Annotated in this window: 18 protein-coding genes; 13 read left to right on the forward strand and 5 right to left on the reverse strand. The window is 60.9% G+C overall.

Features of this window, described 5'->3' with window-relative positions; genetic code table 11:
• Positions 1-11 precede the first annotated feature (11 nt).
• The 6 genes from ACK28C_RS08790 to ACK28C_RS08815 all read left to right on the forward strand — a co-directional run bounded on the left by ACK28C_RS08790 (position 12) and on the right by ACK28C_RS08815 (position 8,737).
• A complete protein-coding gene (locus ACK28C_RS08790; RefSeq protein ID WP_015556203.1) occupies positions 12-2,024 on the forward strand; it encodes a lytic transglycosylase domain-containing protein in 2,013 nt (670 codons plus the stop codon).
• Positions 2,021-3,118 (forward strand): tRNA lysidine(34) synthetase TilS, encoded by a 1,098-nt coding sequence (gene tilS, locus ACK28C_RS08795; RefSeq protein WP_409152072.1) that lies wholly within the window; start codon positions 2,021-2,023, stop codon positions 3,116-3,118. Before ACK28C_RS08790 ends, tilS begins: the two co-directional genes overlap by 4 nt.
• 47 nt (positions 3,119-3,165) lie before the next feature.
• Positions 3,166-3,708 carry a hypoxanthine phosphoribosyltransferase gene (hpt, locus tag ACK28C_RS08800; RefSeq protein WP_015556202.1) on the forward strand — a complete coding sequence of 181 codons (543 nt, stop codon included), beginning with the start codon at positions 3,166-3,168 and terminating at the stop codon, positions 3,706-3,708.
• A 167-nt stretch (positions 3,709-3,875) separates the two neighbouring features.
• On the forward strand, positions 3,876-5,861 hold the full coding sequence (gene ftsH / locus ACK28C_RS08805; protein ID WP_279369717.1) for an ATP-dependent zinc metalloprotease FtsH: 1,986 nt from the start codon (positions 3,876-3,878) through the stop codon (positions 5,859-5,861).
• Positions 5,862-6,086: 225 nt separating this feature from the next.
• Positions 6,087-8,132: an excinuclease ABC subunit UvrB gene (uvrB, locus tag ACK28C_RS08810; RefSeq protein ID WP_279369716.1), complete on the forward strand. Its 2,046-nt coding sequence runs from the start codon at positions 6,087-6,089 to the stop codon at positions 8,130-8,132.
• Positions 8,133-8,176: 44 nt separating this feature from the next.
• A complete protein-coding gene (locus ACK28C_RS08815) occupies positions 8,177-8,737 on the forward strand; it encodes an isochorismatase family protein (RefSeq protein WP_015556201.1) in 561 nt (186 codons plus the stop codon).
• Positions 8,738-9,055: 318 nt separating this feature from the next.
• Here the strand turns inward: ACK28C_RS08815 and ACK28C_RS08820 are convergent, their stop codons facing one another.
• The 4 genes from ACK28C_RS08820 to ACK28C_RS08835 form a co-directional block, all read right to left on the reverse strand.
• The gene (locus ACK28C_RS08820; protein ID WP_015556200.1) at positions 9,056-10,309 is read right to left on the reverse strand and encodes a Predicted permease; all 1,254 of its coding nucleotides are present in this window, start codon (positions 10,307-10,309) and stop codon (positions 9,056-9,058) included.
• A 314-nt stretch (positions 10,310-10,623) separates the two neighbouring features.
• Positions 10,624-12,213 (reverse strand): sodium:solute symporter, encoded by a 1,590-nt coding sequence (locus ACK28C_RS08825; protein ID WP_015556199.1) that lies wholly within the window; start codon positions 12,211-12,213, stop codon positions 10,624-10,626.
• 313 nt (positions 12,214-12,526) lie between these two features.
• Positions 12,527-12,682, reverse strand: coding sequence for a hypothetical protein (locus ACK28C_RS08830; RefSeq protein ID WP_015556198.1), 156 nt, complete (start codon positions 12,680-12,682; stop codon positions 12,527-12,529).
• Positions 12,683-12,881: 199 nt separating this feature from the next.
• Positions 12,882-13,910 carry a zinc-binding dehydrogenase gene (locus tag ACK28C_RS08835; RefSeq protein WP_208872688.1) on the reverse strand — a complete coding sequence of 343 codons (1,029 nt, stop codon included), beginning with the start codon at positions 13,908-13,910 and terminating at the stop codon, positions 12,882-12,884.
• 944 nt (positions 13,911-14,854) lie between these two features.
• Here ACK28C_RS08835 and gcvPA point away from each other — a divergent pair.
• The 5 genes from gcvPA (at position 14,855) to ACK28C_RS08860 (ending at position 21,273) form a co-directional block, all read left to right on the forward strand.
• On the forward strand, positions 14,855-16,276 hold the full coding sequence (gene gcvPA, locus ACK28C_RS08840; protein WP_409152073.1) for an aminomethyl-transferring glycine dehydrogenase subunit GcvPA: 1,422 nt from the start codon (positions 14,855-14,857) through the stop codon (positions 16,274-16,276).
• Positions 16,277-16,282: 6 nt separating this feature from the next.
• The gene (gene gcvPB / locus ACK28C_RS08845) at positions 16,283-17,842 is read left to right on the forward strand and encodes an aminomethyl-transferring glycine dehydrogenase subunit GcvPB (protein WP_409152074.1); all 1,560 of its coding nucleotides are present in this window, start codon (positions 16,283-16,285) and stop codon (positions 17,840-17,842) included.
• A gap of 55 nt (positions 17,843-17,897) precedes the next feature.
• On the forward strand, positions 17,898-19,097 hold the full coding sequence (locus tag ACK28C_RS08850; protein ID WP_015556197.1) for a DUF819 domain-containing protein: 1,200 nt from the start codon (positions 17,898-17,900) through the stop codon (positions 19,095-19,097).
• Positions 19,098-19,182: 85 nt separating this feature from the next.
• Positions 19,183-20,304, forward strand: a complete 1,122-nt coding sequence (locus ACK28C_RS08855) for an ATP-NAD kinase family protein (protein WP_015556196.1) — start codon at positions 19,183-19,185, stop codon at positions 20,302-20,304.
• 78 nt (positions 20,305-20,382) lie between these two features.
• Entirely contained in the window at positions 20,383-21,273 is an 891-nt protein-coding gene (locus ACK28C_RS08860; protein WP_243440705.1) for a MerR family transcriptional regulator, read from the forward strand.
• A 99-nt stretch (positions 21,274-21,372) separates the two neighbouring features.
• On the opposite strand, the gene ACK28C_RS08865 is transcribed toward ACK28C_RS08860, so the two are convergent.
• Positions 21,373-23,640 (reverse strand): hypothetical protein, encoded by a 2,268-nt coding sequence (locus tag ACK28C_RS08865; protein ID WP_208872683.1) that lies wholly within the window; start codon positions 23,638-23,640, stop codon positions 21,373-21,375.
• A 260-nt stretch (positions 23,641-23,900) separates the two neighbouring features.
• Here ACK28C_RS08865 and ACK28C_RS08870 point away from each other — a divergent pair, with 260 nt between their 5' ends.
• Both ACK28C_RS08870 and lysS read left to right on the forward strand, forming a co-directional pair.
• Positions 23,901-25,007 (forward strand): Xaa-Pro peptidase family protein, encoded by a 1,107-nt coding sequence (locus ACK28C_RS08870; RefSeq protein ID WP_015556192.1) that lies wholly within the window; start codon positions 23,901-23,903, stop codon positions 25,005-25,007.
• 213 nt (positions 25,008-25,220) lie between these two features.
• Positions 25,221-26,756, forward strand: coding sequence for a lysine--tRNA ligase (gene lysS / locus ACK28C_RS08875; protein WP_015556191.1), 1,536 nt, complete (start codon positions 25,221-25,223; stop codon positions 26,754-26,756).
• Positions 26,757-26,821 lie beyond the last annotated feature (65 nt).

Here is a 26,821-nt window from a genome sequence, read left to right on the forward strand (position 1 = left end):
AGGAGAATTCGATGCTGAAGAAGCGCTTTGTCGTTGAACGATGCGCCGTTCTGGCGCTCCTGATGGGATTGGCCGCCGCCCTGCTGTCCGCCCTCCCGGCCGGGGCGGCCACGATGCAGGACCTCTTCTGGAAGCGGGCATGGAAGGAGATGGAGGTGCTCTACGCCTCCATGGACGAGAGGTCTCCGCAGGATGCTGCCCTGATGGCCAACGCCTACCGCATACAGGATCGCTGGCCCGACGCGGTGGCGATCCTCGAGGAGTACGCGGGGAAGTTCCCCGCCTCCATCAGGCCCTATGCGGATATGACGCTCCTTCTGGGGTACGAGAGGGGGAAGCGAGACCAGGAGGCCCTGGCGTTGGCGGAGAGGCTTTGGAAGAGCGCTCCCCAGGAGCTGAAGTACTACGTGGCCTACGCGCAGTACCGCCTCCTGTCGAAGGGCGGGGATGAGCGGAGGATCGGGGAGGCGCTGTCCCACATGCTGGCGGCCGCCGAGACGAAGGAGCGGCGGATTTACGCTCTGTCGAAGCGGATCGAGCTGTCGGGGAATCGGGCGGAGTCGGCGCTGAAGCTCCTCGAGCTTCAGCCCTCGAACAAGGATGCCGCGAAGGTCCTCCTGCAGCAGCCTCAGCCCTGGTCCAACGCCGTCAGGGTGGCGCTGGGCGTCTACGCGCACCTGGCGGGGGAGAGCGCCGCCGCGGAGGAGCGGTTGAGGCCCGTCCCCATGACAGCGGCGGGGGGGCGCAAGGCGGCCTACTACCGGGCCTGGTCCCTGTACCGACTGAAGCGCAGCGGCGAGGCCCTGGACCTCTGGAGCCGCCTGGCCCTCAGCGGCAACGCCTACGCGGAGCCCTCCGTCCGGCGCATCGCGACCCTTGCGGGAAAGGCGGGGAAGGCCGAGAAGAAGGCGGCCATGAACGTTCTGGAGCGCGTGATCAAGGAGCGCAGGGGCAAGCCCCAGGCGCGGGCCCTGCTCGTGCTTCGTGACCTCCTGGACAAGTCCCAGGCGAAGTACCGGGACGCCCTGGAGGCGAAGGTCCTGAGCGCCTATCCCGACACGCCCTACGCCTTTGACGTCCTGTGGGGGCGGGGTTGGAAGAACGTGGCCGCAGGCAACCTCACGGAGGCCGTCCGGCTCTGGCGCCAGGCGGATGCCCCCAACATCGGCCCCATGCGGCGGGCCCGCCTGCTCTACTGGATCGCCGACGCGGAGCGGCGGTCGGGCAACAAGGCCGAGGCCGACCGAACCCAGGCCCTGCTTGAGCGCCGCTACCCCCTCTCCATCTACGCCCTCCTGAACGGGGGCGAAAAGCTTAAGGTCGTGAACGGGGAGGACCCCGCCCTGGCGACGAAGCCCTCCGAACTCGAGCAGTGGGGGTTCGTCCTCTACGCGAAGCTCAGGCTGTCGAGGCCCAAGGCCGGGGTGCGGGAGCTCTACCGCGCGCTCAGGCTGTCGCGCTGGCTGGGGCTTGAGGAGTCTTACAATGAAGCCCGTCGCCTGGAGACGCTCCTGACGTCGGGGAGGACGCTCTATCGTGCCAACCTGGAGGCCCTCTACCCTCGTCCCTTCCGGGCGCAGGTCAAGGCGGCTTGCGAGGCCTACAGCGTGGAGGATGCCCTGGTGTGGGCCGTCATGCGGCAGGAGAGCTCCTTCCGTCCCGACGCCCGGAGCCATGCCGGCGCCACGGGATTGATGCAGCTGATGCCCGGAACGGCAAAGGGCGAGGCGAAGCGGGCGGGGCTTGAGAAGTACGACCTCCTGGACGTCAACGACAACATCCGGCTGGGGACCTCGCACCTCGCGTGGCTGGGGCGCTCTTTCCCACGGGTGGAGTGGGTGATGGCCGCCTACAACGCGGGGTCGGGCAACGCCCGCAAGTGGCTGAAGAACGGGGGGGAGGACCTGCCCCTAGACCGCTGGATCGAGGCCGTGAAGTTTGACGAGACCTGCGGCTACGTGCAGCGCGTCTCGGCGAACCTGAGGGTCTACCGGATGCTCTACGGAACGGCCGAAGCGCGATGACGGAGGGAGAACGGGCCGCCGCATCCCTCTATCGCCGTGCGCTGGAGCGCATGGGCGAGGTCGAACGGGCGCGGGAGCGGGATCACGGGGCGATCCCCTACGACCTCTCCCTCCGCGCCCTCGCGGGGCCCTTCCTGGAGGCGGGGATGAGGCAGGGGTGGCTGCCCTGCGGAGGCAGGGTGCTCGCCGCCGTGTCGGGGGGTGGGGACTCGATGGCCCTCCTCTGGCTCTTCAAGACCTTTTACGACGGCCCCCTGACCGTCGCCCACGTGAACCACGGCATCCGGGGAGGGGAGGCCGACGCGGATGCGGCCTTCGTGCGAGACGCGGCGGAGGGATGGGGCGTGCCCTTCATGGAACGGACCCTGGACGTTCCGGGGGAACGGGCGCGGGGGGAGTCCATCGAGGCTGCGGCACGACGGCTGCGCTACCGGGCGCTCCTCGAGATGGCGGAGGCCTGCGGCGCTGTGGGCGTCGCCCTGGGGCACAATCGCGACGACCTGGCGGAGACAGTGCTCTTCAACCTGCTGCGGGGCGCGGGCGTGCGGGGTGCCGTGGGGATGCCGGAGCGGCGGGGCCTCCTGTTCCGCCCGGTGATCGGCATGAGCCGCGACCTGCTGCGCCGGGTCCTGAGGGTCCGGGGCATCGCCTGGCGCGAGGACGGGACGAACGCGGACGCGGGCTGCACCCGGAACTTCCTGCGGCTTGAGCTCATGCCCCTCCTGGCGCGGCGCGTGAATGCGCGGGCGGCGGAGCACCTGGCGGCCTTCGGCGCGGAGATGCGGGAGCTGCGCGGCGAGGAGGAGGCCCGTGGGGCGCAGCTCCTGGCGGGGCTGGCGCTGGAGGAGGAAGCGGGCCTCCTGGCCCTGGACCGGGCGGGCGCGGCGGCCCTCACGCCGCGGGAGCGGACGCTGGTGCTCCGCGCCGCGGGCCGCAGGCTGGGGCTGGCGGCGCTCCCAAGGGGCCGGAGCCTGGAGTTGGCGCGCCTCATGGGGCGCGCCGGCCCCTTCGTCTTTCAGTGGGGCGGGGGCGCGTCGGTCCTGGGGGAGCGCGGCAGGCTCCGCTGGACGGCGCCGACAGAGCGCCCCCAATAGCTTGAGGCACGGATTTTTCATCATTACTTTACGGGAGAAGATTGCAGATGGCGAAGGAGTACAGGCTCGGCGAGGTGCTGCTCTCGCGGGAGAGGATCGCGGAGCGTGTGGCGGAGCTGGCGCGTGAGATCGCGTCGGACAACGGGGGCAGGCGGGAGCTGCTCGTCGTGGGTATCCTGACGGGGGCGGTGTTCTTCTTGACGGACCTGGTGCGGGAGATGCCGGACGACCTGGACGTGCACATCGACTTCATGTCGGTCTCGTCCTACGCGGACGCGACGAAGAGCAGCGGCGTCGTGCGCATCTTGCACGACCTGAAGAACAGCGTTGAGGGCATCGACGTGCTCATCGTGGAGGACATCGTGGACACGGGGCTGACGCTGTCCTACCTGCAGGACCTCCTGCGGGCCCGCAGGCCGGCAAGCCTCAGGACCTGCGTCCTGCTGGACAAGAGCGCGCGGCGGGAGACGGCGGTGAAGGTCGATTACTGCGGCTTTGAGATACCGGACGCCTTCGTCGTGGGCTACGGGCTGGACTGTGCCGGAAGGTGGCGTCACCTGAAGGACATCCGCAGCGTCGAGGCCCTGTGACCCCTGCGGGGCCCGGCGCGTATCCGCAATATCCTGTTTGGACTGCGGCGGCCTTAATGTTACAATAAAGCGTTGTCGTCGGTCGCCTCAGGATGCGGGCGTTCCGCGGCGGAGCAGTCGATGTGGGCCCCCGGAGGCTGGGGCGGGCCCGTGAGAGGGGCGATGTTTTGGGGCGAGTGGTTAAGAATCTGGGCCTTTACCTGGTCCTCATCCTGCTGGTGGTGAGCATGGTCAACGTTTTCATGACGCCGGAGGAAGCCCAGAAGCAATACAGCGAGATCAGCTACAGTTCATTCCTCACGGAGCTGGAGGGGGGGCGCATCCGCATCCTTCAGATCCGGAACAACACCCTGCCGGGGGAGTCCTCATCCGCCGTCCTGCGGGGCGAGCTGAAGGACGGGAAGCGTTTTCTGACCTACGGCGTGGACGTCAGCGGCCTTGCGGACCGGGCGTCCCGCGCCGGAGTGGTGGTGACGGTGGAGGCGCCTCAGAAGACCTCCTGGTGGATGTCGATGCTCTCCTCCCTCGTCCCGACGCTGCTCCTGGTTGGCGTGTGGGTCTTCTTCCTCTACAACATGCAGGGCGGCGGCGGGAAGGTCGTCTCCTTCGCCAAGAGCAAGGCGAAGCTCTTCCTGGACAACCGCCCCAAGGTGACGTTCGCGGACGTGGCGGGCTGCGAGGAGTCCAAGGAGGAGCTGCAGGAGGTCGTGCAGTTCCTGAAGTCGCCCGAGAAGTTCACGAGGCTGGGCGCCAAGGTCCCCCGCGGCGTGCTCCTCCTGGGGCCTCCCGGCACGGGGAAGACGCTCCTGGCCCGCGCTGCGGCGGGGGAGGCCAACGTCCCCTTCTTCAGCGTCAGCGGATCGGACTTCGTCGAGATGTTCGTGGGGGTCGGCGCTGCGCGCGTCCGTGACCTCTTTGAGCAGGCCAAGAAGTACCAGCCCTGCCTCATCTTCATCGACGAGATGGACGCGGTGGGACGCCACAGGGGCGCGGGGCTGGGCGGAGGGCACGACGAGCGCGAGCAGACGCTGAACCAGCTCCTGGTGGAGCTGGACGGCTTTGACGACACCAGCAGCACCATCCTCATCGCGGCAACGAACCGGCCCGACATCCTGGACCCGGCGCTTCTGCGCCCCGGCCGTTTCGACCGTCACATCGTGGTGGACCGCCCGGACGTCAACGGCCGCGAGGAGATCCTGAAGGTACACATGAAGGGCAAGAAGTTCTCGGACGACGTGGACACGGGCATCCTGGCGCGGCGGACGCCCGGCTTTGTGGGGGCGGACCTGGCGAACCTCATCAACGAGGCGGCGCTGCTTGCGGCGCGTCACGACAAGAACCGCATCGACATGGAGGAGCTTGAGGAGGGGATCGAGCGCGTGATGGCGGGGCCTGAGCGGCGAAGCCGCCTCATCAGCGATCGGGAGAAGAAGATCATCGCCTACCACGAGGTGGGACACGCCATCGTCGCGAAGGTGCTGCCGGACAGCGACCCGGTGCACAAGATCTCCATCATCCCGCGTGGGCACGCCGCGCTGGGTTACACGCTGCAGCTGCCGGAGGAGGACCGGTTCCTCCGGTCCAGGTCCGACCTCCTGAACCGGATATCCATCCTGCTCAGTGGGCGCGTGGCGGAAGAGATCGTGTTCGGCGACGTCACGAGCGGCGCGGCCAACGACCTGGAGCGCTCCACCCAGACGGCCCGCCAGATGGTGACGGAGCTGGGCATGAGCGAGAGGCTGGGGTTGGTGAAGCTGGGCAACAAGCACGAGGAGATCTTCCTGGGTCGGGACATCTCCGAGGAGCGAAACTACAGCGAGGAGATCGCCTACGCCATCGACCAGGAGGTCAAGGCGATCATCGACTCCTGCTACGACAAGGCGCGCGCGATCCTCGAGGAGCACCGTGAGCTCATGGACCGGATCGCGGGGATACTCCTGGAGCGCGAGGTCCTGGATCGGTCGGAGTTCGACGTCCTGATGGAGGGTGGGGAGCTGCCCCCCAGGTCGGCGAAGAAGGCCGAGGCCTCGAAGCCCGCTGCGGATGGCGACGCGAAGGCGCCGGACGATGTCCCCGAAAAGGAACGGGACCTGACGCCGCCTCTGCCGGAGAACCGGGTGGACGGCCTGCCGAAGAACGGCCTTCTGGGTTGAAGGGAAATCTTGCAATGCCCCCTCTCTTTGAGGGGGCATTTTTGTGGAGCGGCTTCGCTGGAAGAAGAACGCGGACAGGTGGACAGGGTCTTACGTCGGATGCACGAATCGTGTGACCGCCGTGCCTCGCGGCCATTTGCGCGCCGGAGGTACGGTATCTTTTCCCGCCCTTCTGTTGTAAGATGTCCTCGGACAGCGTGCAAGGCCGCTGGGAGGAGGCTTCACTTGATACAAAAAAACTTTATCCTGCACTCGGAGTGGCCGCCGGCGGGCGACCAGCCGGAGGCCATCGAAGCCCTGAGGCGAGGCCTCGATGCCGGGCAGCGCTTTCAGACGCTGATGGGCGTCACGGGCAGTGGCAAGACCTTTACGATGGCCAACCTCATCGCCGCGGCGAACCGGCCGGCCCTCGTCCTGGCACACAACAAGACGCTGGCGGCGCAGCTCTACAGCGAGTTCAAGCAGTTCTTTCCGGAGAACGCCGTCCACTATTTCGTCTCCTACTACGACTACTACCAGCCGGAGGCCTACATCCCGTCGAGCGACACCTACATCGAAAAGGACGCCTCCATCAACGACCGCATCGAGCGCCTGCGCCTGGCGGCCACGAAGGCCCTGATCGAGCGGCGGGACGTACTGGTCGTCGCGAGCGTCTCCTGCATCTACGGCCTGGGCAAGCGCGACAACTACGAAAACGCCATCTTCTCCTTCAAGGAGGGGGACCGCATGGAGCACCGCACCTTCCTGGAGCGCCTGCTGGAGAACTACTACGAGCGCAACGACACGTCGCTCGAGCCGGGTAAGTTCCGCGTGCGGGGCGACACCATCGAGATATTTCCGGCCTACGCCGAGACCTGCATCCGCGTGTCGTTCTTCGACGACGAGATCGAGCGCATCGACCAGGTGGACCCCCTGAGGGGGACGTCGGTGGAGCACACGCCGGAGGCCTCGATCTTCCCCGCGCAGCACTACGTCACGCAGACGGACGCCATCGCGCGCTCCCTCCCCCTGATCCAAGAGGAGCTGGAGCGGATGGAAAGGCGCTTCAACGAGGCGAACAAGCCCCTGGAGGCGGAGCGCATCCGGATGCGCACGCGCTACGACATGGAGATGCTGGGGGAGGTGGGGTACTGCTCCGGGATCGAGAACTACTCGGTCTACCTAGACGGACGAAAGCACGGAGAGCCGCCGGGCACGCTGATCGACTTCTTCCCGGAGGACTTTCTGCTGTTCGTGGACGAGTCGCACATCACGCTGCCCCAGGTTCGGGGCATGTTCAACGGCGACCGGGCGCGCAAGACCGTGCTGGTGGAGAACGGGTTTCGCCTGCCCTCCTGCCTGGACAACCGCCCCCTCCAGTGGGACGAGTTCAAGGAGCACATGCACCAGGCCGTGTTCGTTTCTGCCACGCCGGGGGACTACGAGGTGGAGGTCTCCTCTCAGGTGGTGGAGCAGGTGATCCGGCCCACGGGCGTCCCGGACCCGATGGTGGAGGTCCTGCCGGCCCGAACTCAGGTGGACGACCTGGTGGAGAGGCTGCGGGGTGTGACGGAGCGCGGAGAGCGGGCGCTGGTCCTGACGCTGACGAAGCGCTCCTCCGAGGACCTGGCGGACTACCTGAGCGAGCTGAAGTTCAAGGTCAAGTACATCCATTCGGAGCTCAACACCTTTGAGCGGGCGGAACTGATCCACGGCCTGCGCGTGGGCGACGTGCAGGTGCTGGTGGGCATCAACCTGCTTCGGGAGGGGATGGACCTGCCGGAGGTGACGCTGGTGGCCATCCTGGACGCGGACCGCGAGGGGTATCTGCGCTCCTACCGCTCCCTGATTCAGATCATGGGGCGGGCGGCCCGGAACGTGGACAGCAGGGTGCTGCTCTACGCGGACGCGGAGACGGAGAGCATCGCCCGCGCCGTGAAGGAGACCCGGCGGCGGCGGGCGCTGCAGATGGCGTTCAACGAGAGACACGGCATCGTCCCCCGCAGCGTGGAGAAGGAGGTCACGACGCTCCTGCCCCCGGAGCTCCTGGAGGCCTATCGGCTGGACGGCGTCGGGGCGAGGGAGGGGGAGGCGGCCCCGGCGAAGCCTGAGATGTCCGTCAAGGAGATGGAGCGCGCCATGTGGGAGGCTGTGGAGCGCCTGGACTTTGAGCGCGCAGCGGCGCTGCGGGACCTGATCGCGGAGGCGCGAGGGGTCAGCGTGGAGCGCAAGCCCTCGCCCAGGGGGTTTCGCTCCCGCCCCCGCCGCGCGCGGGAGAGGACGCGGAAATAAGGCGTCCGGCTGCATGTGAACTGTATATGGAGGGGAAAAACTGCATGTCGAAGGAAACGCTCCTGGTGGTGGATTGTCAGTACGACTTCATCGACGGATCGCTGGCCTGCTGCGGCGCGGAGGATGCGGTGAAAAATGCCGTGGACTACATCAACGCGCACCCGGCCGTTCGGGTGCTCTACTCGGCGGACTGGCATGGAAAAGGGCACTGCAGCTTCAAGGAAAACGGCGGCCAGTGGCCGGAACACTGCGTTGCCGGCGAGCGCGGCAGCGCGATCCACGAGGCCTTCACGCGGGACGTGGCGCGCGCCGGGCAGCGGCCAGGGGAGGAAAATGTCTACCATAAGGGCACGGACGACGGCCGGGAGGAGTATTCCGCCTTCGAGGCGCGGAACGCGGCGGGACGGACCGTGGGGCAGGACGCGGGAGAGTGCGTTGTCGTCTGTGGCATCGCAAGCGAGTTCTGCGTGCGCGAGAGCGCGCTGGATCTCCTGAGGACGGGGCGCAGGGTGACGCTCCTGGTGGACGCCGTCGGGTACGTGAACGCTGAAAAGCACCGTGAGAACCTGGCGGACCTTGAGGCGCAGGGCGCGACGATCGCCTGAACCCCGTCCCCACTCTACCGTATACTTCGTTGTTTTCGTTCGTCTTGCTCGACGTACCGTGATGTACGCCTTTGCTGCGGCTCGCAAAAGTCGCTTCGCCTGCGAAGGGTTTTAAAATGGAATGAGACGCAGGACACAGGTCGAGACAGTCGGTTGTGGTTTGATTCAGAACCCTTTGCGTCAATTTGCGTCAATCTGTGTCAAACTGGAGACGGGGGACGGATTCAAATCCGTCCCCCGTCTCCAGTTTGAGGGTAGCGTTTTTTCAAAGGAGATACGAACGGCCTGCAAAGAGGAGGGGGTGTATCCCGTATTGTCTCAAAGGAAGGTCATGAGAAATTGAGAGGCCAGCACGACCAACACCAAGGCAACGGGATAGGTTGCGGCGTAGGAGGCCGCCACGTCGTCCGTCTTGGCCACGTTGATCAACGCGCCCAACGCCGGAGTGCTGGTCATGCCGCCAGTGATCGCGCCCAGGTTGTTGAGCAGGCAGAGCTTGACGACGTGTTTGGCGATGAAGTAGCCGACCAATAAGGGGACGGTCGTCATCAGGGCACCGTAGAGGAACAGGATCAGGCCATATTCCCGAACGATGTCAACGAAGCCGGACCCGCCGGGCACGCCCGCCCCGATCAGGAACATCACGAGCCCAAACTCGCGAAATGCCTTGAGGAATCCCGCGCTGATCCGCATGTTGATCCGCCCGATCCGGCCAAAATGCCCCAGGATCAACCCCACGATGAGAGCTCCGCCCGTGTTCCCGAGCGAGAAGTGCGTTCCGAGAGGGAGGGGGAGCCGAACTTTGCCCAGCAAAATCCCCAAAACGACAGCCAAAGAAAGAGGACCGAGGCCGATAGGGTCGATGTCGAGCAGATTTTTTTGCGCATTTCCCTCCTGCCGGCGGTCTGGTGTAAACTCCAGTGGCTGGCCCGATGCGGCGTTGATCTTCTTTTGTTCCTCCAAGATGTTTGCTTTGACGAGCTTTGGGACGATCTGCACAAAGAGCACGACGCCGACAACTCCGAAAGGGTACCCAATGGCGTGGCCCACCGTGACCTCATTCAGAAGAAACTCGTTCGAGCGAACGATGTCCTGTGCTGCGGCGAAGCCGGGCGTTGTGGTTAAGGCTCCTGAGAGTATGCCGACGCCCATGGCCGAGTCTACGCTGGTCAGCAGGATTACCGCCGCGCACGTCAGGGCGCCGCTTCCGATGATGATCAATCCCAGAAAAGCATAGGATTTGACGTTTTTTTTGAGGTTGTGAAAGAAATTTGGGCCTGCAATAAACCCGACGGAAGTCACGAAACAGAGCAAACCCATTTCCTGAATGAGGGACATGCTGTGCTGCATGAATCCGCTTGAGACGGTAATGATTCCCATCTGGCGGAGGAGAGAAGCGTCTGAGTAAGCGAAGTGCCCAAAAAACAATGCGCTCAGAAAGACGCCCGCCGTTCCCAACTCCACGCCTTTGACCTTGATATCTCCCAATAGATATCCGATGAAGGTTATGCAGAATATGATGAACATCATGCTGCGGCAACTTGAAAAGACGATCTCTTGAAAATAAGCCATCGATAGTTCCTCCGGGATGAGATTTAGATGAAGAGCCTTTATGAAAGGAGATGTTAAACCTTGCGCATGGAGGAAGGTCAAGCCCTGGGCTTTGTGCTGGTCATGACAGGGATGCGCCAACTGACCACAATTGTCGGGAGGCGCTGAAAATTCAACTGAAAGATGCCGCAGGAACGAAGGGGTTGTCGCGTGGGGATTGCCTGAGTGGGGACGGCGGGCTCCCGCCGTCCCAGTCCGATCAGTCGAATCTTACAGGCGTTGTCCGATGGATGGTTGGGCTGTACTTATCCTGACGATCCGCGCTTCTGTCGATCTCACTTTACGGCTTGGAGGTAAGGCACAAGATAGCCGAAGGTGAACAGCGCGAACATAAAGATCGAGAACGCAATGTGAAATTTGTAAGCGCCCATGGTTTTGCGCATCTCGACGACGTCTTTTTCGGACTCCGGAACGATAAAGAGCCTCTCCCTCTCGGCGATTTCTTCCGGCGTGGGCTTTGCCAGGGCGTTTCCCACCACCATTCCTATGATGGACAGGTAAATGCCCACGAAAAAGGAATCCAGGAAAAAGGGAACGGTCACGCCCCATACGCTGGTGGCCAGGCGGACCCCAAAACAGCCGATAAAGCCAAGAAGCATGCTTAAGAAAGCGCCTTTTTCCGACAGCCTTTTGCTCCAAATGGCTGCGAACGACACGAGTCCCCATGACCCCGCGATGACCGTCCCGCCGAAGTACATGATCCAGAAGATGCGGTTTGCGAAAAACGCCATGGCCAAAACCACTAAGCTTACAAGGAACATGCCGATACGGGATATCTTCAGTTTTTCTTTTTCCGGTTTGTCGTCCAGAGTCAAAATGTCGTTGATAAAAGAGAATCCCACCAGAGCGAGAAAATTGGAGGCGGATGAAATCCCTGCGGACAATATCCCCGTAAGCAGGATGACGCCGATGGTCGTAGGCACCAAGTTCATTGCGCCCCAAATCATCGTATCGGAGCCGAGTCCGGGTTTTACGCTGGCCACGAATACGGCGGCAAAATACAAGAAGATTGTCGTGGTGATCACTCCCATGGAGGCCCAAATAGCGGAACGGAGGACGGTGTGTTCGTTTTTCGCCATCATGTAACGGGAGGTTTGCCAGGGGCTGACCATGACGACCAGCATCCACACGATGCCGTAGGTAATGGCCCAAAGGGTCGTTTCACCAGTTTGGGCTACGAAGTCCGGATTGCCGGCAGCGCTGATAATTCCTGGAATGGCCTGGAAGTTGGCCAAATTGCCGATGGCGGTATACCACCCACCCGCAGCCATCACGATACTGGGGACCGTGATGATGGCTGCGGACAAGAACACCAAAAACATCATCGTATCGGTCACGAGCACCCCAGGAGAGCCGGAGACGATCGTGAAGATCGTAAACGACAGCCACGCGATCAGAATGGATGCCCATTCCGGCAGCCCGGTAATGTTCATCATGAGCGAGGTGATGCCGCGCGTCGCCGACAGCATGTATGCGGAGACGGCAATAATGCACGTGATTCCAGCCAGCTTCCGCATACGCTTGGAATGGAACCTCCGCCCATAGAACTCGGGCAACGTCAGGGTCTTGCTTCGGCGAATGTAGCGGCCAAAGAAATTAGCCCCATAGATGTAGCCGCAGGCCTGTATAAGACCGACGATGCAAATGGCGATAAACCCGCCGCTTGCCGCCTCTCCGGTATCTCCCAGGAAAGCACCCGTGCTCAAGAATGAGGCGACGAGCGATCCGACGATCAAGAGGACCGGAGCGTTCCGTCCTGCAACGTAGTAATCGTTGATGTCCTTAACTTTTCGCCCTACGATGACGCCTACGGTAATGTAGAGCACCATAGCCACTGCGATGCCTGTGATGAAAATACTGTGCATCCGGGGTTCGTCCTTTCTTTGATTTCCAACGCAAGTCCGGGCCTGTTGTCCGGTGAACTTGCAGCCGTTGGCCTCTCCGGTCGAAGGCGGATGCTGAGGGCAGACGATCTCTGTAGGAAATAGTTTCGATCTTGTACCGCTGCCGACAGCGTTACGGAGGGGACGACAAGTGGTGTATGACTCGGAAGGCGCGTTGAACCGGACCGCCAGATTGCGGATAAGGCCTCGCCATGGGCTGAAGGGACCCGAGGTCGATGGCCGTTCGGCAAGTTTTATCCTCCTCTGCGTTTTTCGGCCGCAGTTCCTTTCGTTACTATCCGTCTTCCGTTGGAGAATTCAATCCTGTGCCTGGACTGTTCCATCCCTTTACGCCATAGGTATCGTACTCTCGCTTGACGGCGATTCGATACATGACGCCGGTGGCAATCAGCCAAACGCCGGCCCATATACAGAAGATCATCTCAGCCATGGGAAGCCTCCTCTACATTATCAAGAATATCTTTTTCCGATGCGTCTGAACGAGAAACGGTGACCGCACTTTTTTAAACGGCAGAGCATTGAGTGGAAATTTCAAGAATACACAAACATTTTTCTTTAAAAGTGCGGTCACTGCGACTGCTACAAGCCCATTGCGCTTACTTTGGCAAGCCCTTTTAGGCCTTCCGGGCTCAGACTCCCTCAGGGTGGATCATGATCTTGATGGCTTCGCGCTTCTGGAACGTCTCGAATGCCTTTTCCATATCCTTCAAGGCGTAGTGATGCGTGATCATCGGCGTGACTTCAACCCGTCCATCCTGAATCAGATCCAGGCATTCACGGAACTCTTCCCGCGTGTAACAGATCGTTCCCCGAATGTCAATCTCGCTACGCACGACCTTGCCCAAATTGACCGGCGGGTCCGAGTGGAACAGGCCTGTGATGTAGTAGGAACCGCTCTTTTTTATGGAGTTCATGGCCGTTTCAACAAGTGCTGCCGCTCCTGCACAATCATGCACGAAATCCAACATCTCGCCGCCTGTGATCTCTTTCACCCTTTCGACGGGGTCCTCTTCCGAGTTGTTGATGATATCCGTCGCGCCGAGTTTTAGCGCCATTTGCAAGCGATCTTTGTCGCAGGCCGCTCCGAGCACGATGATCTTCCGGGCGCCGCGCAGCTTCAACAACTGGGTTGCATACAGCCCGATTGGTCCGGGGCCGAGGACCATCACCGTATCCTTTGAGGTGAGGGGCATTTTTTTGACCGTGCGGTAAGCGGAGGCAACGGGATCGACCGCTGCGCCAAAGTCATAGCTTGTGGTGTCGCGCAGTTTTACCAGAACTTTGGCGGGAACGCGAACGTACTCCGCAAAAGCGCCGTTTACGTGAATCCCCGTCTCGATCAGGCGATCGCAAAGCGGTTCGTTCCCTTCGATACAGAATTTGCAGTTGCCGCAGCCGATCACGATGCAGGCACTGACCCGATCGCCAACCTTCCATCCCTCAACTTTGGCCCCCGTCTCGACGATGTCCCCCGCAAACTCGTGTCCGGGAATCAAAGGCCATGGAACCTCTCGTGTGCCTGCTAAAATCGGACCATCCGTTCCGCAGAATCCAACCGACTTCACCTTGACGACGACGTCGTCCTCACGACATTTCGGTTCAGGTACGTCTTTGATGACAAAACCAGGACCACTGTGTTCTTTTACGACGGCTAGCATCTCGCTTATGCTCCTTTCCAAAAAATGATTTCCGTAACAAGCGCCGGAGAAAGTCCGGAGAAGAGGCGAGGACGATTTGTATGAAGCGGTTCATGCCACGTGAGCAACTTCCCGACAAGGCCGCGTGCAAGCGTTTGTCGTCGTTAGGGGACCCCGCAGCGATGTCCTTTATGGAATTCTGCTGAATTTTCAAAACCTTATCCAGATAAGCCGCTCTGCCTTGGGCATGGTTGCCGAAATCCTCAAAATATCGTCTTGAGCGCCTGCAGCCGTTTGCGCTCATGAAATGGGATTGGTTGTCCTCGTCCGTGTCATGAATATCTCAGGCGTCCTCCGGTGCAACGCCAATCTGTCAATCGACGATAACGCCTTCCCCGACATTCGCCGTGCGTCCGTGCTCGCTTCTTTGTACAAACACCTCCTTTGCTAAAACCGTCTGCTGAAATCTGTGCCTGCGCTCAACGAGCCCTCTTTCTGGGGGACCATTCAATCATCGTGTCTCAAAATTACAAAGGGATTCCTCAAGGTGCGTCCATGATATACCTTCCTGCAACGGTAAGGTCAAGAATCCGTCTTTGCCCGTGCGATTGCTCGACGGCGATGTCCTCCGGCGAGGTCCTTTTTTGGATAGCATCTGGCGTGGAGTGGGAGCGGGGGCATTGCCGCGAAAGAGAGGCGAGGTCATGAAGCTGCCACTGGACGGGAAGACGAGTCTCCGGTAAGCACAGCTCAGTAGTTGGCGAAGGGCCGTGTCTCTTGCGATCCGAGCGTTGGCAAACGGCATGGCGGCGCCTTGGCACGACAGTCTCTTGAGCCTAATTCGGTATTGGCGGGGCGGTTTGACATTACCCCTGCGGGAAGCCATAGAATCGTCAATCAATAGGGGATCCAAGCAGCATAGTGCTGTAACAGAGCGATGGGCTTCTTGAAAAGGAGTGGATAACGTGAAAAAGGACCCGGGGTTTGTGCATCCCTATATGCCCAATAGCGTCCCTGCCATTAAGAAAGCCATGCTGGACGAGATTGGAGTCGAGAGCGTGGAGGCCATCTACAAGAGTTTGATCCCTGACGATCTTCTGTACAAGGAGCGCCTGGACCTGCCGGAACCTATCGGAAGCGAGTACGAGTTGAAGAGGCACGTCATGGGCATCCTGAACAAAAACGTTACGACGGACGAGTACATCAGTTTTCTTGGTGCAGGATGCTACAGGCACCAGGTCCCCGCCCTCTGCGACGAGATCAACTCAAGGGGCGAATTCTTGACGGCCTATTGTGGAGACACGTATTCGGATCACGGAAAAATGCAGGCGATCTTTGAATATTGCAGCATGATGGGGGAACTGCTCGATGCGGAAGTGGTTAGCTATACCACTTACGACGCATCGCAATCCGTCGCTTCGTCGCTGCGTATGGCGCTCCGCATCAAGGAAGCCGAAGGGCGTTCCAAGGATACGCTTTTGATCCCTTCTACGATGAACCCTGAGATCGTCTCTCAGGTCACCCAGTACGTCGGAAGGTCGATTAAAATTATTAAGGTGGAGTGTGACAAAAAGTCCGGCCTCATGGATTTAGCGGACCTCTCCGCGAAGCTGAAGGAGAACAAGACGGCGGCTGTCTTCTATGAAAACCCCTCCTATCTGGGCTTTTTTGAAACGCAGGCGGAGGGCATTGCGGACAGGGCTCATCAATACGATGCCTTGTGTGTCGCTCAGCCGGAAACCGCTTCGCTCGGCATCGTAGAGAGCCCCTTGAACCTGGGGGCGGACCTGGTTTGCGGGGATATCCAGCCGTTGGGGATGCACGTGCAGTTTGGAGGCGGTCAGGCGGGCTTCATCGCCTGTCAGCAGAAACAGGAATATGTCGAACAGTTCCCAACGTATATGTACGGTATTGCAAAGACGAAGCAGGAAGGACGATTTGGCTGGGGACGGGCGATGAACTATCGCTGTTCGCACGGCAGCCGCGAGAACGCCAATGAGTACTTTGGCACCGAAACAGGGCTTTGGGCGATCACTGCCGCCGTTTATCTGGCCAGCATGGGGCCGAAGGGCATGTATGAGCTTGGAGAATCCATCGTTCAAAAGACGAAGTACGCCATCTTGGACTTGAGCGAAGTTCAGGGCCTTAAGGTCAACTTGTTCGGAGGCGCGAACTTTCAGGAGTTTGTCGTTAATTTTGATGAGACGGGAAAAAGCGTTGCCGAGATCAACGGGGCGCTGCTGGAGAAGGGGATATTCGGTGGCAAGGACCTCAGCGGCGACTTCCCACAACTCGGCCAGAGCGCGCTTTATTGCATCTCGGAGCTGACTTCGGAGGAAGACGTGCAGGCCTTAAAGTCGGCTCTTGCTGAGATCGCACGGAGGTAGGGAAGAATGGGCAAATTCAGGAGAAACAGGGACTTTCATGAAGCGCGGTGGGATGAACCCATTATCCTGGAGTTGGGCAATCGGGGAGAACGCGGTATCCTCATCCCGCAGGCCTCGGAACATGTCAGGGATAAAGCGGGGCGCGTCGAGGATCTGGTGCCGGAGCGCCTGAGGAGAAAGAGCGCTCCCGCCCTTCCGGAAATGTCGCAGATGCAGGTGCTCCGCCATTATATGCGGCTGTCGCAAGAGACGCTGGGCACGGACCTCAACATCGACATCGGCCTGGGGACCTGTACGATGAAGTACAGCCCCAAGATCAACGAACAATTCGTGCGTTCCCCAAAGCTGATTGAGCTCCATCCTTATCAGGACGAGAGCACGGTCCAGGGCATTCTGGAGATCATGTATAAAGTGTCGCAGTACCTCAAAGCGATATCCGGCATGAGCTGCGTGAGCCTTCAGCCCTCTGGAGGAAGTCAGGCCATTTTTGCCAACGTTGAAACGATTCGCGCCTACCATGAGGCCAATGGAGAGGGGAAGCTGAGGAATGAGATCATCACCACGATCCTGTCCCATCCCGCAAACCCTGGCGCTGCGGCGACGCTGGGATATAAGGTGATCACACTTTTCCCGGGACAGGACGGCCTCCCTGACGTTGAAGCGCTAAAAGCGGCTCTTTCGGAGCACACTGCAGCCCTGATGCTTACCAATCCTGAAGATACGGGTATCTATAACGATAAAATTCGAGGGTTTGTGGACGCCGTGCATGAGGTCGGAGGGCTGTGCGCTTATGATCAGGCGAACCTGAACGGCGTGTTCGGGATTACCCGCGCGCGGGATGCAGGCTTCGATATGTGCCATTACAACCTGCACAAGTCCTTCTCCTCCCCCCATGGCTGCCAGGGGCCTTGCGCAGGAGCGCAGTGCGTCAGTGAAAAGCTTGCGAAATTCGTGGCCGTGCCGACGGTGGAGTTTGACGGAAAAAAGTACTACCTTGATTACCGCCGTCCCGACAGCATAGGCAAGCTGCGAAAATTCTACGGGGTGCCGGCTGTTCTGGTCAGGGTCTATGCCTACATTCGTTCCCTTGGCCCCGACGGGATGAAGGAAATCGGGGAGTTGTCCATCCTGAACAACAACTACATGCTGAAGAAACTTCTGACGATCAAAGGGCTTTCAATGCCCTGGGCGGAGGGAAAATTCCGCATGGAGCAGGCACGGCTGAGCTGGGAGCAGTTGACGCAGGATACGGGAGTCACTACGGACGATATCTGCCGGAGGATCGTGGATTATGGTTTCCAGGACTATTTTTCAAGTCATCATCCGAGGGTGATCCCTGAGCCGTTTACCCCTGAGCCGGTGGAGACGTACTCCAAGGATGATATCGACGAGTTCGTCGAGGCGTTCCGCTCCATCGCCGAGGAGGCCTATACGGACCCTGAGGTGGTGAGGACGGCTCCACACAAAGCGGCGCTTGCGACGCAGATCGATGAGGCTTACATGACGGAATGGGATAAGTTTGCCACGACATGGCGAGCATATAATAAGTACCTCAGGGATAAGTGAAGCTTCAGGAGCGTATTTTCAAACATTCATAACCACTGGGAGGAAGACGAGAATAATGACCAGTTTTATCGGCGCGGACCAGACGTGGGTGTTGTTTGCTATCCTTACGGCGATTGCGGCGTTGAGCATCCAGTTGGAACATAACTATCGGTGGGCTTCCAGAGTGACAGGCTGTGTGCTCGCCTTGATCGGCGCGATGATCCTGTCCAACCTGAACGTCATCCCCCTGGACGCACCGGCCTACGATTTCGTCTGGAGCTATGTCGTCCCGCTGTCCATCCCCCTCCTGCTCTTTAACGCAAACATCAGAAGGATATGGAAGGACAGCGGTCGCCTGCTGGTCATCTACTTGATCAGCGGCATCGGGACGATCCTGGGCGCCTTTATCGGCTATTTCCTGCTGAAGGATCTCGTCAAGGACCTGGGGATTGCCGTGACCATGATGATCGGCACCTACACGGGCGGCAGCGTCAACCTGGTCGCCATGGCGGATGCCTATAAAGCCCCGGCCGATCTGGTCTCCTCCTCGGTGGTTGCGGACAACCTCTTGATGGCCTTGTACTTCTTTGCGCTGATCGCGGCTTCAGGCTCGAAGTTCTTCCTGAAGAACTACAAGCATCCCCTGATCGACGCGGTGGCGGCCAGGAGCGACGGCGATCGGGGCGCGGCGTCCTATTGGGTGGCGAAACCAGTCGCCCTGAAGGACATCGCAAGTTCGGTGGCGTTGTCCTTCGTGATCGTCGCTCTGTCGACGGTGATCGCGGACTGTTTTTCGGCAGCAATCGCGAAGGACAGCTTTGCCAAAGCCCTTATCAACGGACTATTGGGAAATAAATATCTGGTCATGACGACAGTAACCGTCCTGATCGCGACGGCGTTTCCAGGGTTTGTTGGCGGCATTGCCGGAGCGCAGGAGATCGGGACCTTTCTGATCCACATCTTCTTTACGGTGATCGGCGTCCCCGCTTCCATTCGTTTGATCGTGACTCAGGCGCCGCTCCTCCTGCTCTTCTGCACGATCATCGTCGCCACGAACATGATCGTTTCCTTTAGCGTCGGGAAACTGTTCGGCTTCACCCTTGAAGAGATCGTCATCGCATCGAACGCCAACGTCGGCGGCCCTACGACGTCGGCGGCCATGGCCATCTCCAAGGGGTGGACCGAACTCGTCGTCCCCGCTATCCTGGTGGGGACCCTGGGGTATGTCCTTGGCAACTACTACGGCGTCTTTGCCGGGACCTGCCTTGGGCTGTAGGCACGACGAAAACCTCATGTGCCGATCTCAGGGGCTCGATTGCGGAGCCCCTTTTATTTCACCTTAAGGGGTAAGAGGTGATGCCATGAAACGATTGGGACTGATCGTCAATCCCATAGCAGGAATTGGTGGCAAGGTTGGGTTAAAGGGCTCCGATGGGGTCGATACCCTGCAGCGTGCGCTTCTCCTCGGCGGCGAATTTGAGAGTGGGAAGAAGGCCTCGGTAGCGCTTACGCAGCTCGGTACACTGAATAAGGGGTTTGAACTGTATACCTGTTCCGGTGCGATGGGGGCGGAGGCCTGTCAGCGGGTTGGGCTTCCCTGTACGGTAGTGGGAGAGCCCTGCGTCACTCACACAGGGCCCGAGGACACGATGCGGGCGGCCAGGGCCCTCCAGAGGCTCGACCTTGATCTGCTTCTGTTTGCAGGGGGCGACGGCACCGCGCGGGACATCCTGAAGGCGGTGGGACAGGAGGTAACGGTGCTGGGTATCCCGACAGGATGCAAGATACACTCCGGCGTCTATGCGCTTACGCCACAGGCTGCAGGCCTGCTCGCCCGTCAATGCGTGCAGGGGCGAATCCATAGGGCCAAAGAGGCCGAGGTCATGGACATCGATGAGGACCTGTTCAGGCATGGCGTCGTCCAGGCGCGGCTCTATGGTTACCTCAAAATTCCGGACGACGAGGCCCTGGTGCAACGCACAAAGATCGGCGGCTCCGGAAGCTCTTCGGTTGAAGCGTTGGCACGATTCGTTGCAGGCCAATGGCAGAACGACACGCTTTATATCGTCGGGACAGGTTCGACGACGGCCGCTGTGATGCGGGAGCTCGGTCTGCCCAACACGTTGCTTGGAGTTGATCTGGTTTACGACAAAAGGGTCGTCGCCCTCGATTGTACGGAAAAGCGAATCCTTGAGGCAGTGCAGGAGTATGACAGGGTCAAAATTATCGTGACGATCATCGGAGGGCAAGGCTGTCTCTTTGGTCGCGGAAATCAGCAGATCAGTGCAGAAGTGCTCCGCAGGGTCGGCAGGAATAACATTATCGTTGCGGCAGGCCGTGATAAAGTGCTCTCCTTGAAGGGCCGCCCATTGTACGTCGATACGGGCGACGAGGAAGTGGATCGCTCTCTGGCAGGATATATGAAAGTCGTTATCGGCTGCGAAGAGTTTACGGTGTTGAAGGTGGCCGGGGTTGCACTTTGACGATCAGGAACCGCATTTGTATCATCAATAGATGATTTTGCAAGGGACGGGCTCTGCAACTCAACGTGGACGGTGAAGATGATGACGGTCAACAAAGATAAGTACACCATTGGACAAATGGCGAAGCTTTGCAACGTCTCGACAAAACAGCTGCGCTTTTACGACGAGCGCGGTCTGGTCACGCCCGCTTACAGAGATGAGATAAATGGATATCGCTACTACGAACGCCGACAGATCGAGGAAATCCTTCTTCTGTCAGAGCTGAAGCAATACAATTTTTCCCTGGAGAAGATCGGAAGGCTGCTCCGTAACAGGGAGCTGAATCCATTGCAAAAGGAGCTGGAACAACAGCTTTATGAACTTCGCAGGGAGAGAAAGGACATTATGGCAAAGTACGATTCCATCATCGACCGTATCTTGAATATTCTGCACAGCTCCGTCTATCTTATAGCGAATCAAAAGACGTTCGCTCAGGATATCATCTCCGTTCAAACGTTTCCCGAGACGGTTGTGGCGTACACTCGCTACGTCTCCTACTGGCACGTGGACCAACTTTTCACGTCAAGGCGCGCGGAACTCTTCAAGTTTTTGAGCGAGCATCGTCTGGAAGAGATGGGGGCCAACATGGCGTTCTTTTACAATGGCTATAAAAAGCAATTTAGTGAGAACCCCGATGACAGAGAAGGGGATTTGGAGGTCTGCATAAGGATTAAAAACCCCGATCTCTCTCTGCCCTGCGTTCGCGTCGTCGAGGAGTTCCAGGCGGTTTCCTGCATTTACGTCGGCCCCTACCGGGACATGCTTCCTGCCTACCTGGACCTCGAAAGTTACGCGAGGCAACATCAAATCCCCTTGAGCGGAGAATCGCTGGAGGAGTACCTGATTGGCGCCAGTATGACTGCGAACCCCAACGACTACGTGACCAGACTCTACCTGCCTTTTGCGCGTGAGAAACGCGTCAGGCCGTAACGGAGATTCTTGTGTTTCTGCGCATCTTTCTTCAGGCCTCCGGATAAAACCGTAAGAACCGGCCGGGATGGGCAAAAGGCTCGTCCCGGCCGGTCGTTTTTAACGGTAGATCGCGCTTGCGGCGTTCTTTTCCATCTGGTAGCGGAGGAAGGTCAACTCGTCCTTGGTGCGCCATGGCCACATGCCCGACGGCCCGTAGGGGAGGAGCCCCCGGCTTTGCAGCTCGCGTTCCAGAGCGATGAGCGGCGCCTGCAGGTCGTCGCGTGAGCCCTGAAACTTCGGCAGGATCTTTGTGGTGACGGCCCAGTCGAAAGCGCGCATGGCCGCATCGACGTTGTAGGCGTCCTGTCCGCTGAGGCACATGAAGTTGGCCATGAAGTTGTAGATCGCGTCCCGAGTGCGGTAGCCCAGCGAAACGGTGTGGTTTCCGGGGATGGTGTTCACGGCGGAGAGCAGCTCCTCGATTTGGAAGTCCGTGCGTATTTTTTTGCGGAAGGCCTTCAGCTTTTCCTCCATCTCGCCGTCGATGATGGCGAGGAAGGTCGCGGCGGCCTTGGCGGACTGCAGGGCCGTGTCGTCGCTTTGGTCGTCAGTGAACATCACGTCGTTCACCCGGAAGCGAATGTAGAACGCCCGATCCAGAACCCTGGGGCTGAAGGGGAACGTCGTCGCGTCCGCGTTGGCCGTTCCGATGATGAAGAGGAACTTCGGCATGCGGTAAAAGTTCCCGTCGGGGCAGGGGATCAGCGCCAGATTCCGCATGTCCATCGCGCTGAGGACCTCGGTCAGGTAGTCCTCCGATCGGGCCAGGTCCATCGCCTCCAGGATGATGAAAGCGCGCTTCTGAGGGGTGATCTCGCAGGCCGACAGTGCATCGTAGAAGGCGGTCCCCGAGAACGTGCCGTTCGCACCAAGGGTCTGCTGGCGGTTCAAAAGGTCTCCGACGTTCCTCCAGTCCGACCGGACGGGCAGGAGGTCGGCGGAGACCTCCGCATCGAGGCCGGTGATCTTTTTGGCGAAGCTGATGGCCATGTGGGTCTTGCCCCCGCCGTTGGTCCCTCCCAGGATCGTGAAGCCGCAGGTCGCCGTCGCGGCCATGAGCGCCAGCTCTATGTTGTGCCGATTCGCCTGGTCGTCGTCCGGCTTCAGGAGATGACCGTCGGAGTCGATGAACTGATTGGCCGCGAAGAACCTCTGAGGATGTGCAGCCATCGGGTCGTCCGATTCAGGTTGGGGGGCGAGGGGGGACTCCTTCGCGGACACAGGCTCTGCCGCGGGAGCGGACGCCTGCGGTGCCGTGGCAGGTTCCTTCACGGGCGCAGGCTCCGCTGCGGGAGCGGGCTGCGGTGCAGGAGTGGGCGTTGGCTGCGCCACAGGGGCAGGCTGCGGTGCAGGGGCCGACGCTGGCTGCGGCACGGGGGCAGGGGTTGGCTGCGCCACAGGGGCGGGCTGCGGCGCAGGTGCAGGGGTTGGCTGCAGCACGGGAGCGGGTTGCGGTGCAGGGACCGGCGCTGGCTGCGGCGCAGGCGCAGGGGTTGCCTGCGCCACGGGAGCAGGTTGCGGTGCAGGGGTCGGCGCTGGCTGCGGCGCAGGTGCAGGGGTTGGCTGCGACACGGGAGCGGGTTGCGGCGCAAGAGTAGGTGCTGGCTGTGGCGCAGGGGCCGGCGCTGGCTGCGGTGCAGGGGTTGGCTGCGGCACGGGGGCGGGTTGCGGCGCAAGGGTAGGCGCTGGCTGTGGCGCAGGTGCAAGCGTTGGGTGCGGCGCGGGAGTGGGCTCGGGGGCTGGCGCGTAGCCGATGAGATGGCACAGCGCCTCGTACTTCGGGTCGTTCAGGTCGAACTTGAAGACGCCGGAGTCGTAGAACTCCGGATAGGAGGTCCTGTCGGGGTCTTTAGAGGTCCTCAGTATCTTGATGAGCGCGTCCACCACCTTGTCGTTATCCTGCCAGGAGGTGGAGTCCAGGTTGAAGAACTTCCTTGGGTCGCCGCGGAACAGGAACTGTTCCCGATCCTTCGTGGTCGTCGTGGAGAGCGTGCAGGCCAGGGTGTAGACGTCGATGTTGGAACTCCACGTCTCCGGAGAGGCGGTGAAGATGGCGTTCCCGCTCCACTCGTCGCTCGAGGGGTACAGCAGCAGCAGAGGGGTGTTCGCGCCCCCTTCCTCTACGGTAATCCCCTGGAGGCTCTCCGGCTTTAGGTCGAGAGCGGTGTGCTTGAACTTGAACAGGATGTCTCCGCTGCGCTGGCTTTCGGATTCGAAGGCGGCGTCTTCGTTGTTGTTGTCCGTGCGCACAGGAATGTCAACGGACCTGGGGCAGGTCGCGGGGTCAAGGGTTTTAAAGCTCGTGTAGATCAGGAAACAATTCATCACAGTACCTCCAGTCTGTCCGGGCTCCGAGACGCCTCCGGAGTCCGTGAAGCGAAGTCTCACGCCCAATACACTAAACAGTTTGCCTGACATTATACCTCTTGTGGGCTGTTTTCGTTCGACTTTGCGGGAGAGGACCCCGCCGACCTTTTCAAGCCTTTCACTCAAAAGCGGTTTCTCTCTGCTAGAATACTGGTACCCACGGGGGCTGATCCTCGACCGGCCCCCGTGACGTTCAATGAGTGAGGAGAGGACTAGACATGGCTTTCGAGGCGGTCAATAAGCGGCTTGTGCGCTTCAGGGCTCTGCTGAAGGAGAAGGGACTGGACGCTTTCGTTTTGCTGGTCCTGGAGCGACACAACACGGAGAACTGCCATTACCTGTCGGGCTTCAGGGGGAGCAGCGCTGCGCTCGTCGTCGACCGGGAGAACGCGCTTCTGGTGACGGACGGGCGCTATCGCATTCAGGCCGCGGCGGAGACGCCATTTGAAGTGGTCATTCAGTCGGAGCTTCCGCTGCCCGCCTGGCTGGCGAAGGCCGTAAAGGACGCGAGATGGCGCAGGGTGGGGTTTGAGGCGGAGAAGGTGTCCCATCGAATCTTCAGCCTCTCGTTGGAGCCCGTGGGGATTGAGTGGGTGGATGCGTCGGAACTCATCCCCTCGCTGCGCCGTGCCAAGGACGCCGAAGAGGTGGAGGCGATCCGGCGAGCCGCCCTCATCGGGCGCCAGGCCTACGGCAACGTGCTTCGGACCGTGCGGCCCGGCATGACGGAAGCGGAGTTCGAGGGCGCGCTCCTGCTGGAGATCAAGAGGCTGGGGGCGGAGAAGGGCTGGGCCCACGACGACTTCATCGTGGCCTCCGGAGCGCGGGGCGCCATCTGTCACGCCCACGCGACCTCGCGGGCCTTTGAGGCGGGCGACGTGGTGACGGTGGACTACGGCGCCATGGTGGGCGGCTACATGAGCGACATCACGCGCAACTTCGCGGTGGGCCGGCCCGACGACAAAGCCCTTGAGGTGAACGACGTCCTGCTGCGGGCGCACCGCGCTGCGGCTGCGGCGCTGCGTCCGGGACTTGCGGGCCGGGAGGCGGACGCCATCGCCCGCCGCATCATCGCCGAGGCGGGCTACGGCCGAAACTTCGTACACAGCCTGGGACACGGCCTGGGGCTTGAGGTCCATGAAGCGCCGCGCCTCTCCGCCACCTCAAGGGACGTGCTGCAGGCTGGGGACGTCGTGACCGTCGAGCCGGGGATCTACATCGAGGGCTGGGGCGGCCTCCGCATTGAGGACGACTACCTCATCACCCAGGACGGCGCGGAGTGTCTGACGGCGACCGACAACCAGTCCCTTGAAGTCGTCGCCTGAGCCTGGGGACCGCTGGCCGAGTTGTCGAGGGGCTCCCCGAAGGGAGATCGGAGCCCCATGTCGAAATTTCAGGGAAGCGCTGAAGATACCCTTGGTCGAACGTACCTCGATGGCTTTCGACAATTTTAAGATGAATTTAAGATGGATCAGCGCTTCCTTAAGAGGCTGAATAAAATTTTGATCGAAATAAAATTCTGAAGGGAGAACGCACGCATGGAGAACGCCGTGAAGGGCCCCGGCCAGGGGGGGCTGGAGCAGGAGGGCGCGGATAACGAGGTCGTCCGGCAGATGAAGGAGAAGCTCCTTCGCCTGCGCCGGGAGGAGGGCTTTGACCCCTACGTCGCCGAGACGTGGGACTGCCGGGACCACCTGGCGGACGTCCGCTGTCGTTTCGAGCACCTGGCGCCGGAGGAGTCAGACGAGACGGTGACGCTGAGCACGGCGGGCCGCCTGATGACGCTGCGCCGGCAGGGCAGGACGACCTTCGCCGATTTGGCGGACGAGACGGGGCGCATCCAGCTCTACTTTCAGGTGAACGCTCTTGGGGAGAAGCCCTACGAGTTTCTGAAGAAGTGGGTGGACACGGGGGACTGGCTGGGCGTCGTGGGGCATCCCTGCCGCACCAAGCGCGGAGAACTGACCATTCAGGTGACGGACTACAAGCTGCTCAGCAAGTCCATCCGCCCGCTGCCGGAGAAGTGGCACGGCCTGACGGATACGGAGACCCGCTATCGACGGCGCTACATGGACCTCATCGCAAACCCGGAGGTGCGCGAGGTGTTCCGCAAGCGCTCGAAGATCATCTCCTCCTTCCGAGAGACGCTGGAGGCCCACGGGTCGCTGGAGGTGGAGACGCCCATCCTGTCGGTGCTGGCGGGGGGCGCCAACGCCCGGCCGTTCAAGACCTTTCACAACGCCCTGGGTTTGGACATGTACCTGCGCATCGCGGTGGAGCTCTACCTGAAGCGTCTCGTGGTGGGCATGATGGGCCGCGTGTACGAGATCGGGCGCAACTTCCGCAACGAGGGCATCGACACCATGCACAACCCGGAGTTCACGATGATGGAGGTCTACTGGCCCTACGCGAACTACGAGGACATGATGAACCTCGCGGAGGAGCTGATCCGCAACGCGGCAAAGGCCATCGGTACCCTTGAGATCGAGTGGAACGGCGTCAAGGCGGACCTGTCGCGGCCCTTCCGCCGCATCACGATGCTGGATGCGGTGAAGGAGTACGCCGGCGTGGACCTGAGCGCCGTGACGGACGACGAGGCGGCGCGGAAGATCGCCCGCGAGAAGGGCTTGGGCGGCGACCTGAAGGGAACGGAGAGCCGCTTTGCCGTGCTGAACCTGCTGTATGAGGCCTTTTGCGAGGAAAAAATGGTGCAGCCGACCTTCGTGATGGGGCACCCCACGGAGATATCCCCCCTCTCGAAGCGGGACCCGGAGAACCCCGACTACACTCACCGCTTCGAGCTCTTCATGTTCGGCAAGGAAGTGGCCAACGCCTTCAGCGAGCTGAACGACCCGCTGGACCAGCGGGCGCGCTTCGAGGACCAGATGCGCAAGAAGGAGGCGGGCGACGATGAGGCCCACGCCTTCGACGAGGACTTCATCAACGCCATTGAGGTGGGGTTGCCGCCCACGGGGGGGATGGGCATCGGCATGGACCGTCTCGTCATGTTCCTGACGGGGGCGCGGTCCATTCGCGACGTCATCCTCTTTCCGGCGATGAAGCCGAACGAGTGACACGGCGGACAGGACCCCGTTGACGCGAGGGGGCGGCCTGCAGGCCGCCCCCTCGCGCGCTCTCT

This window comes from Fretibacterium fastidiosum, assembly GCF_964642095.1.
GTDB lineage: Bacteria > Synergistota > Synergistia > Synergistales > Aminobacteriaceae > Fretibacterium > Fretibacterium fastidiosum.

Bases quoted from the DNA above. Each gene is read 5' to 3' on its own strand.
- tilS (WP_409152072.1), top strand. From the start codon at position 2,021: ATGACGGAGGGAGAACGGGCCGCCGCATCCCTCTATCGCCGTGCGCTG.
- ACK28C_RS08825 (WP_015556199.1), bottom strand. From the start codon at position 12,213: ATGCACAGTATTTTCATCACAGGCATCGCAGTGGCTATGGTGCTCTAC.
- ACK28C_RS08815 (WP_015556201.1), top strand. From the start codon at position 8,177: ATGTCGAAGGAAACGCTCCTGGTGGTGGATTGTCAGTACGACTTCATC.
- ACK28C_RS08830 (WP_015556198.1), bottom strand. From the start codon at position 12,682: ATGGCTGAGATGATCTTCTGTATATGGGCCGGCGTTTGGCTGATTGCC.
- ACK28C_RS08860 (WP_243440705.1), top strand. From the start codon at position 20,383: ATGATGACGGTCAACAAAGATAAGTACACCATTGGACAAATGGCGAAG.
- ACK28C_RS08865 (WP_208872683.1), bottom strand. From the start codon at position 23,640: ATGAATTGTTTCCTGATCTACACGAGCTTTAAAACCCTTGACCCCGCG.
- lysS (WP_015556191.1), top strand. From the start codon at position 25,221: ATGGAGAACGCCGTGAAGGGCCCCGGCCAGGGGGGGCTGGAGCAGGAG.
- ACK28C_RS08870 (WP_015556192.1), top strand. From the start codon at position 23,901: ATGGCTTTCGAGGCGGTCAATAAGCGGCTTGTGCGCTTCAGGGCTCTG.
- ACK28C_RS08855 (WP_015556196.1), top strand. From the start codon at position 19,183: ATGAAACGATTGGGACTGATCGTCAATCCCATAGCAGGAATTGGTGGC.
- ACK28C_RS08790 (WP_015556203.1), top strand. From the start codon at position 12: ATGCTGAAGAAGCGCTTTGTCGTTGAACGATGCGCCGTTCTGGCGCTC.
- hpt (WP_015556202.1), top strand. From the start codon at position 3,166: ATGGCGAAGGAGTACAGGCTCGGCGAGGTGCTGCTCTCGCGGGAGAGG.
- ACK28C_RS08835 (WP_208872688.1), bottom strand. From the start codon at position 13,910: ATGCTAGCCGTCGTAAAAGAACACAGTGGTCCTGGTTTTGTCATCAAA.
- ACK28C_RS08820 (WP_015556200.1), bottom strand. From the start codon at position 10,309: ATGGCTTATTTTCAAGAGATCGTCTTTTCAAGTTGCCGCAGCATGATG.
- ACK28C_RS08850 (WP_015556197.1), top strand. From the start codon at position 17,898: ATGACCAGTTTTATCGGCGCGGACCAGACGTGGGTGTTGTTTGCTATC.
- gcvPB (WP_409152074.1), top strand. From the start codon at position 16,283: ATGGGCAAATTCAGGAGAAACAGGGACTTTCATGAAGCGCGGTGGGAT.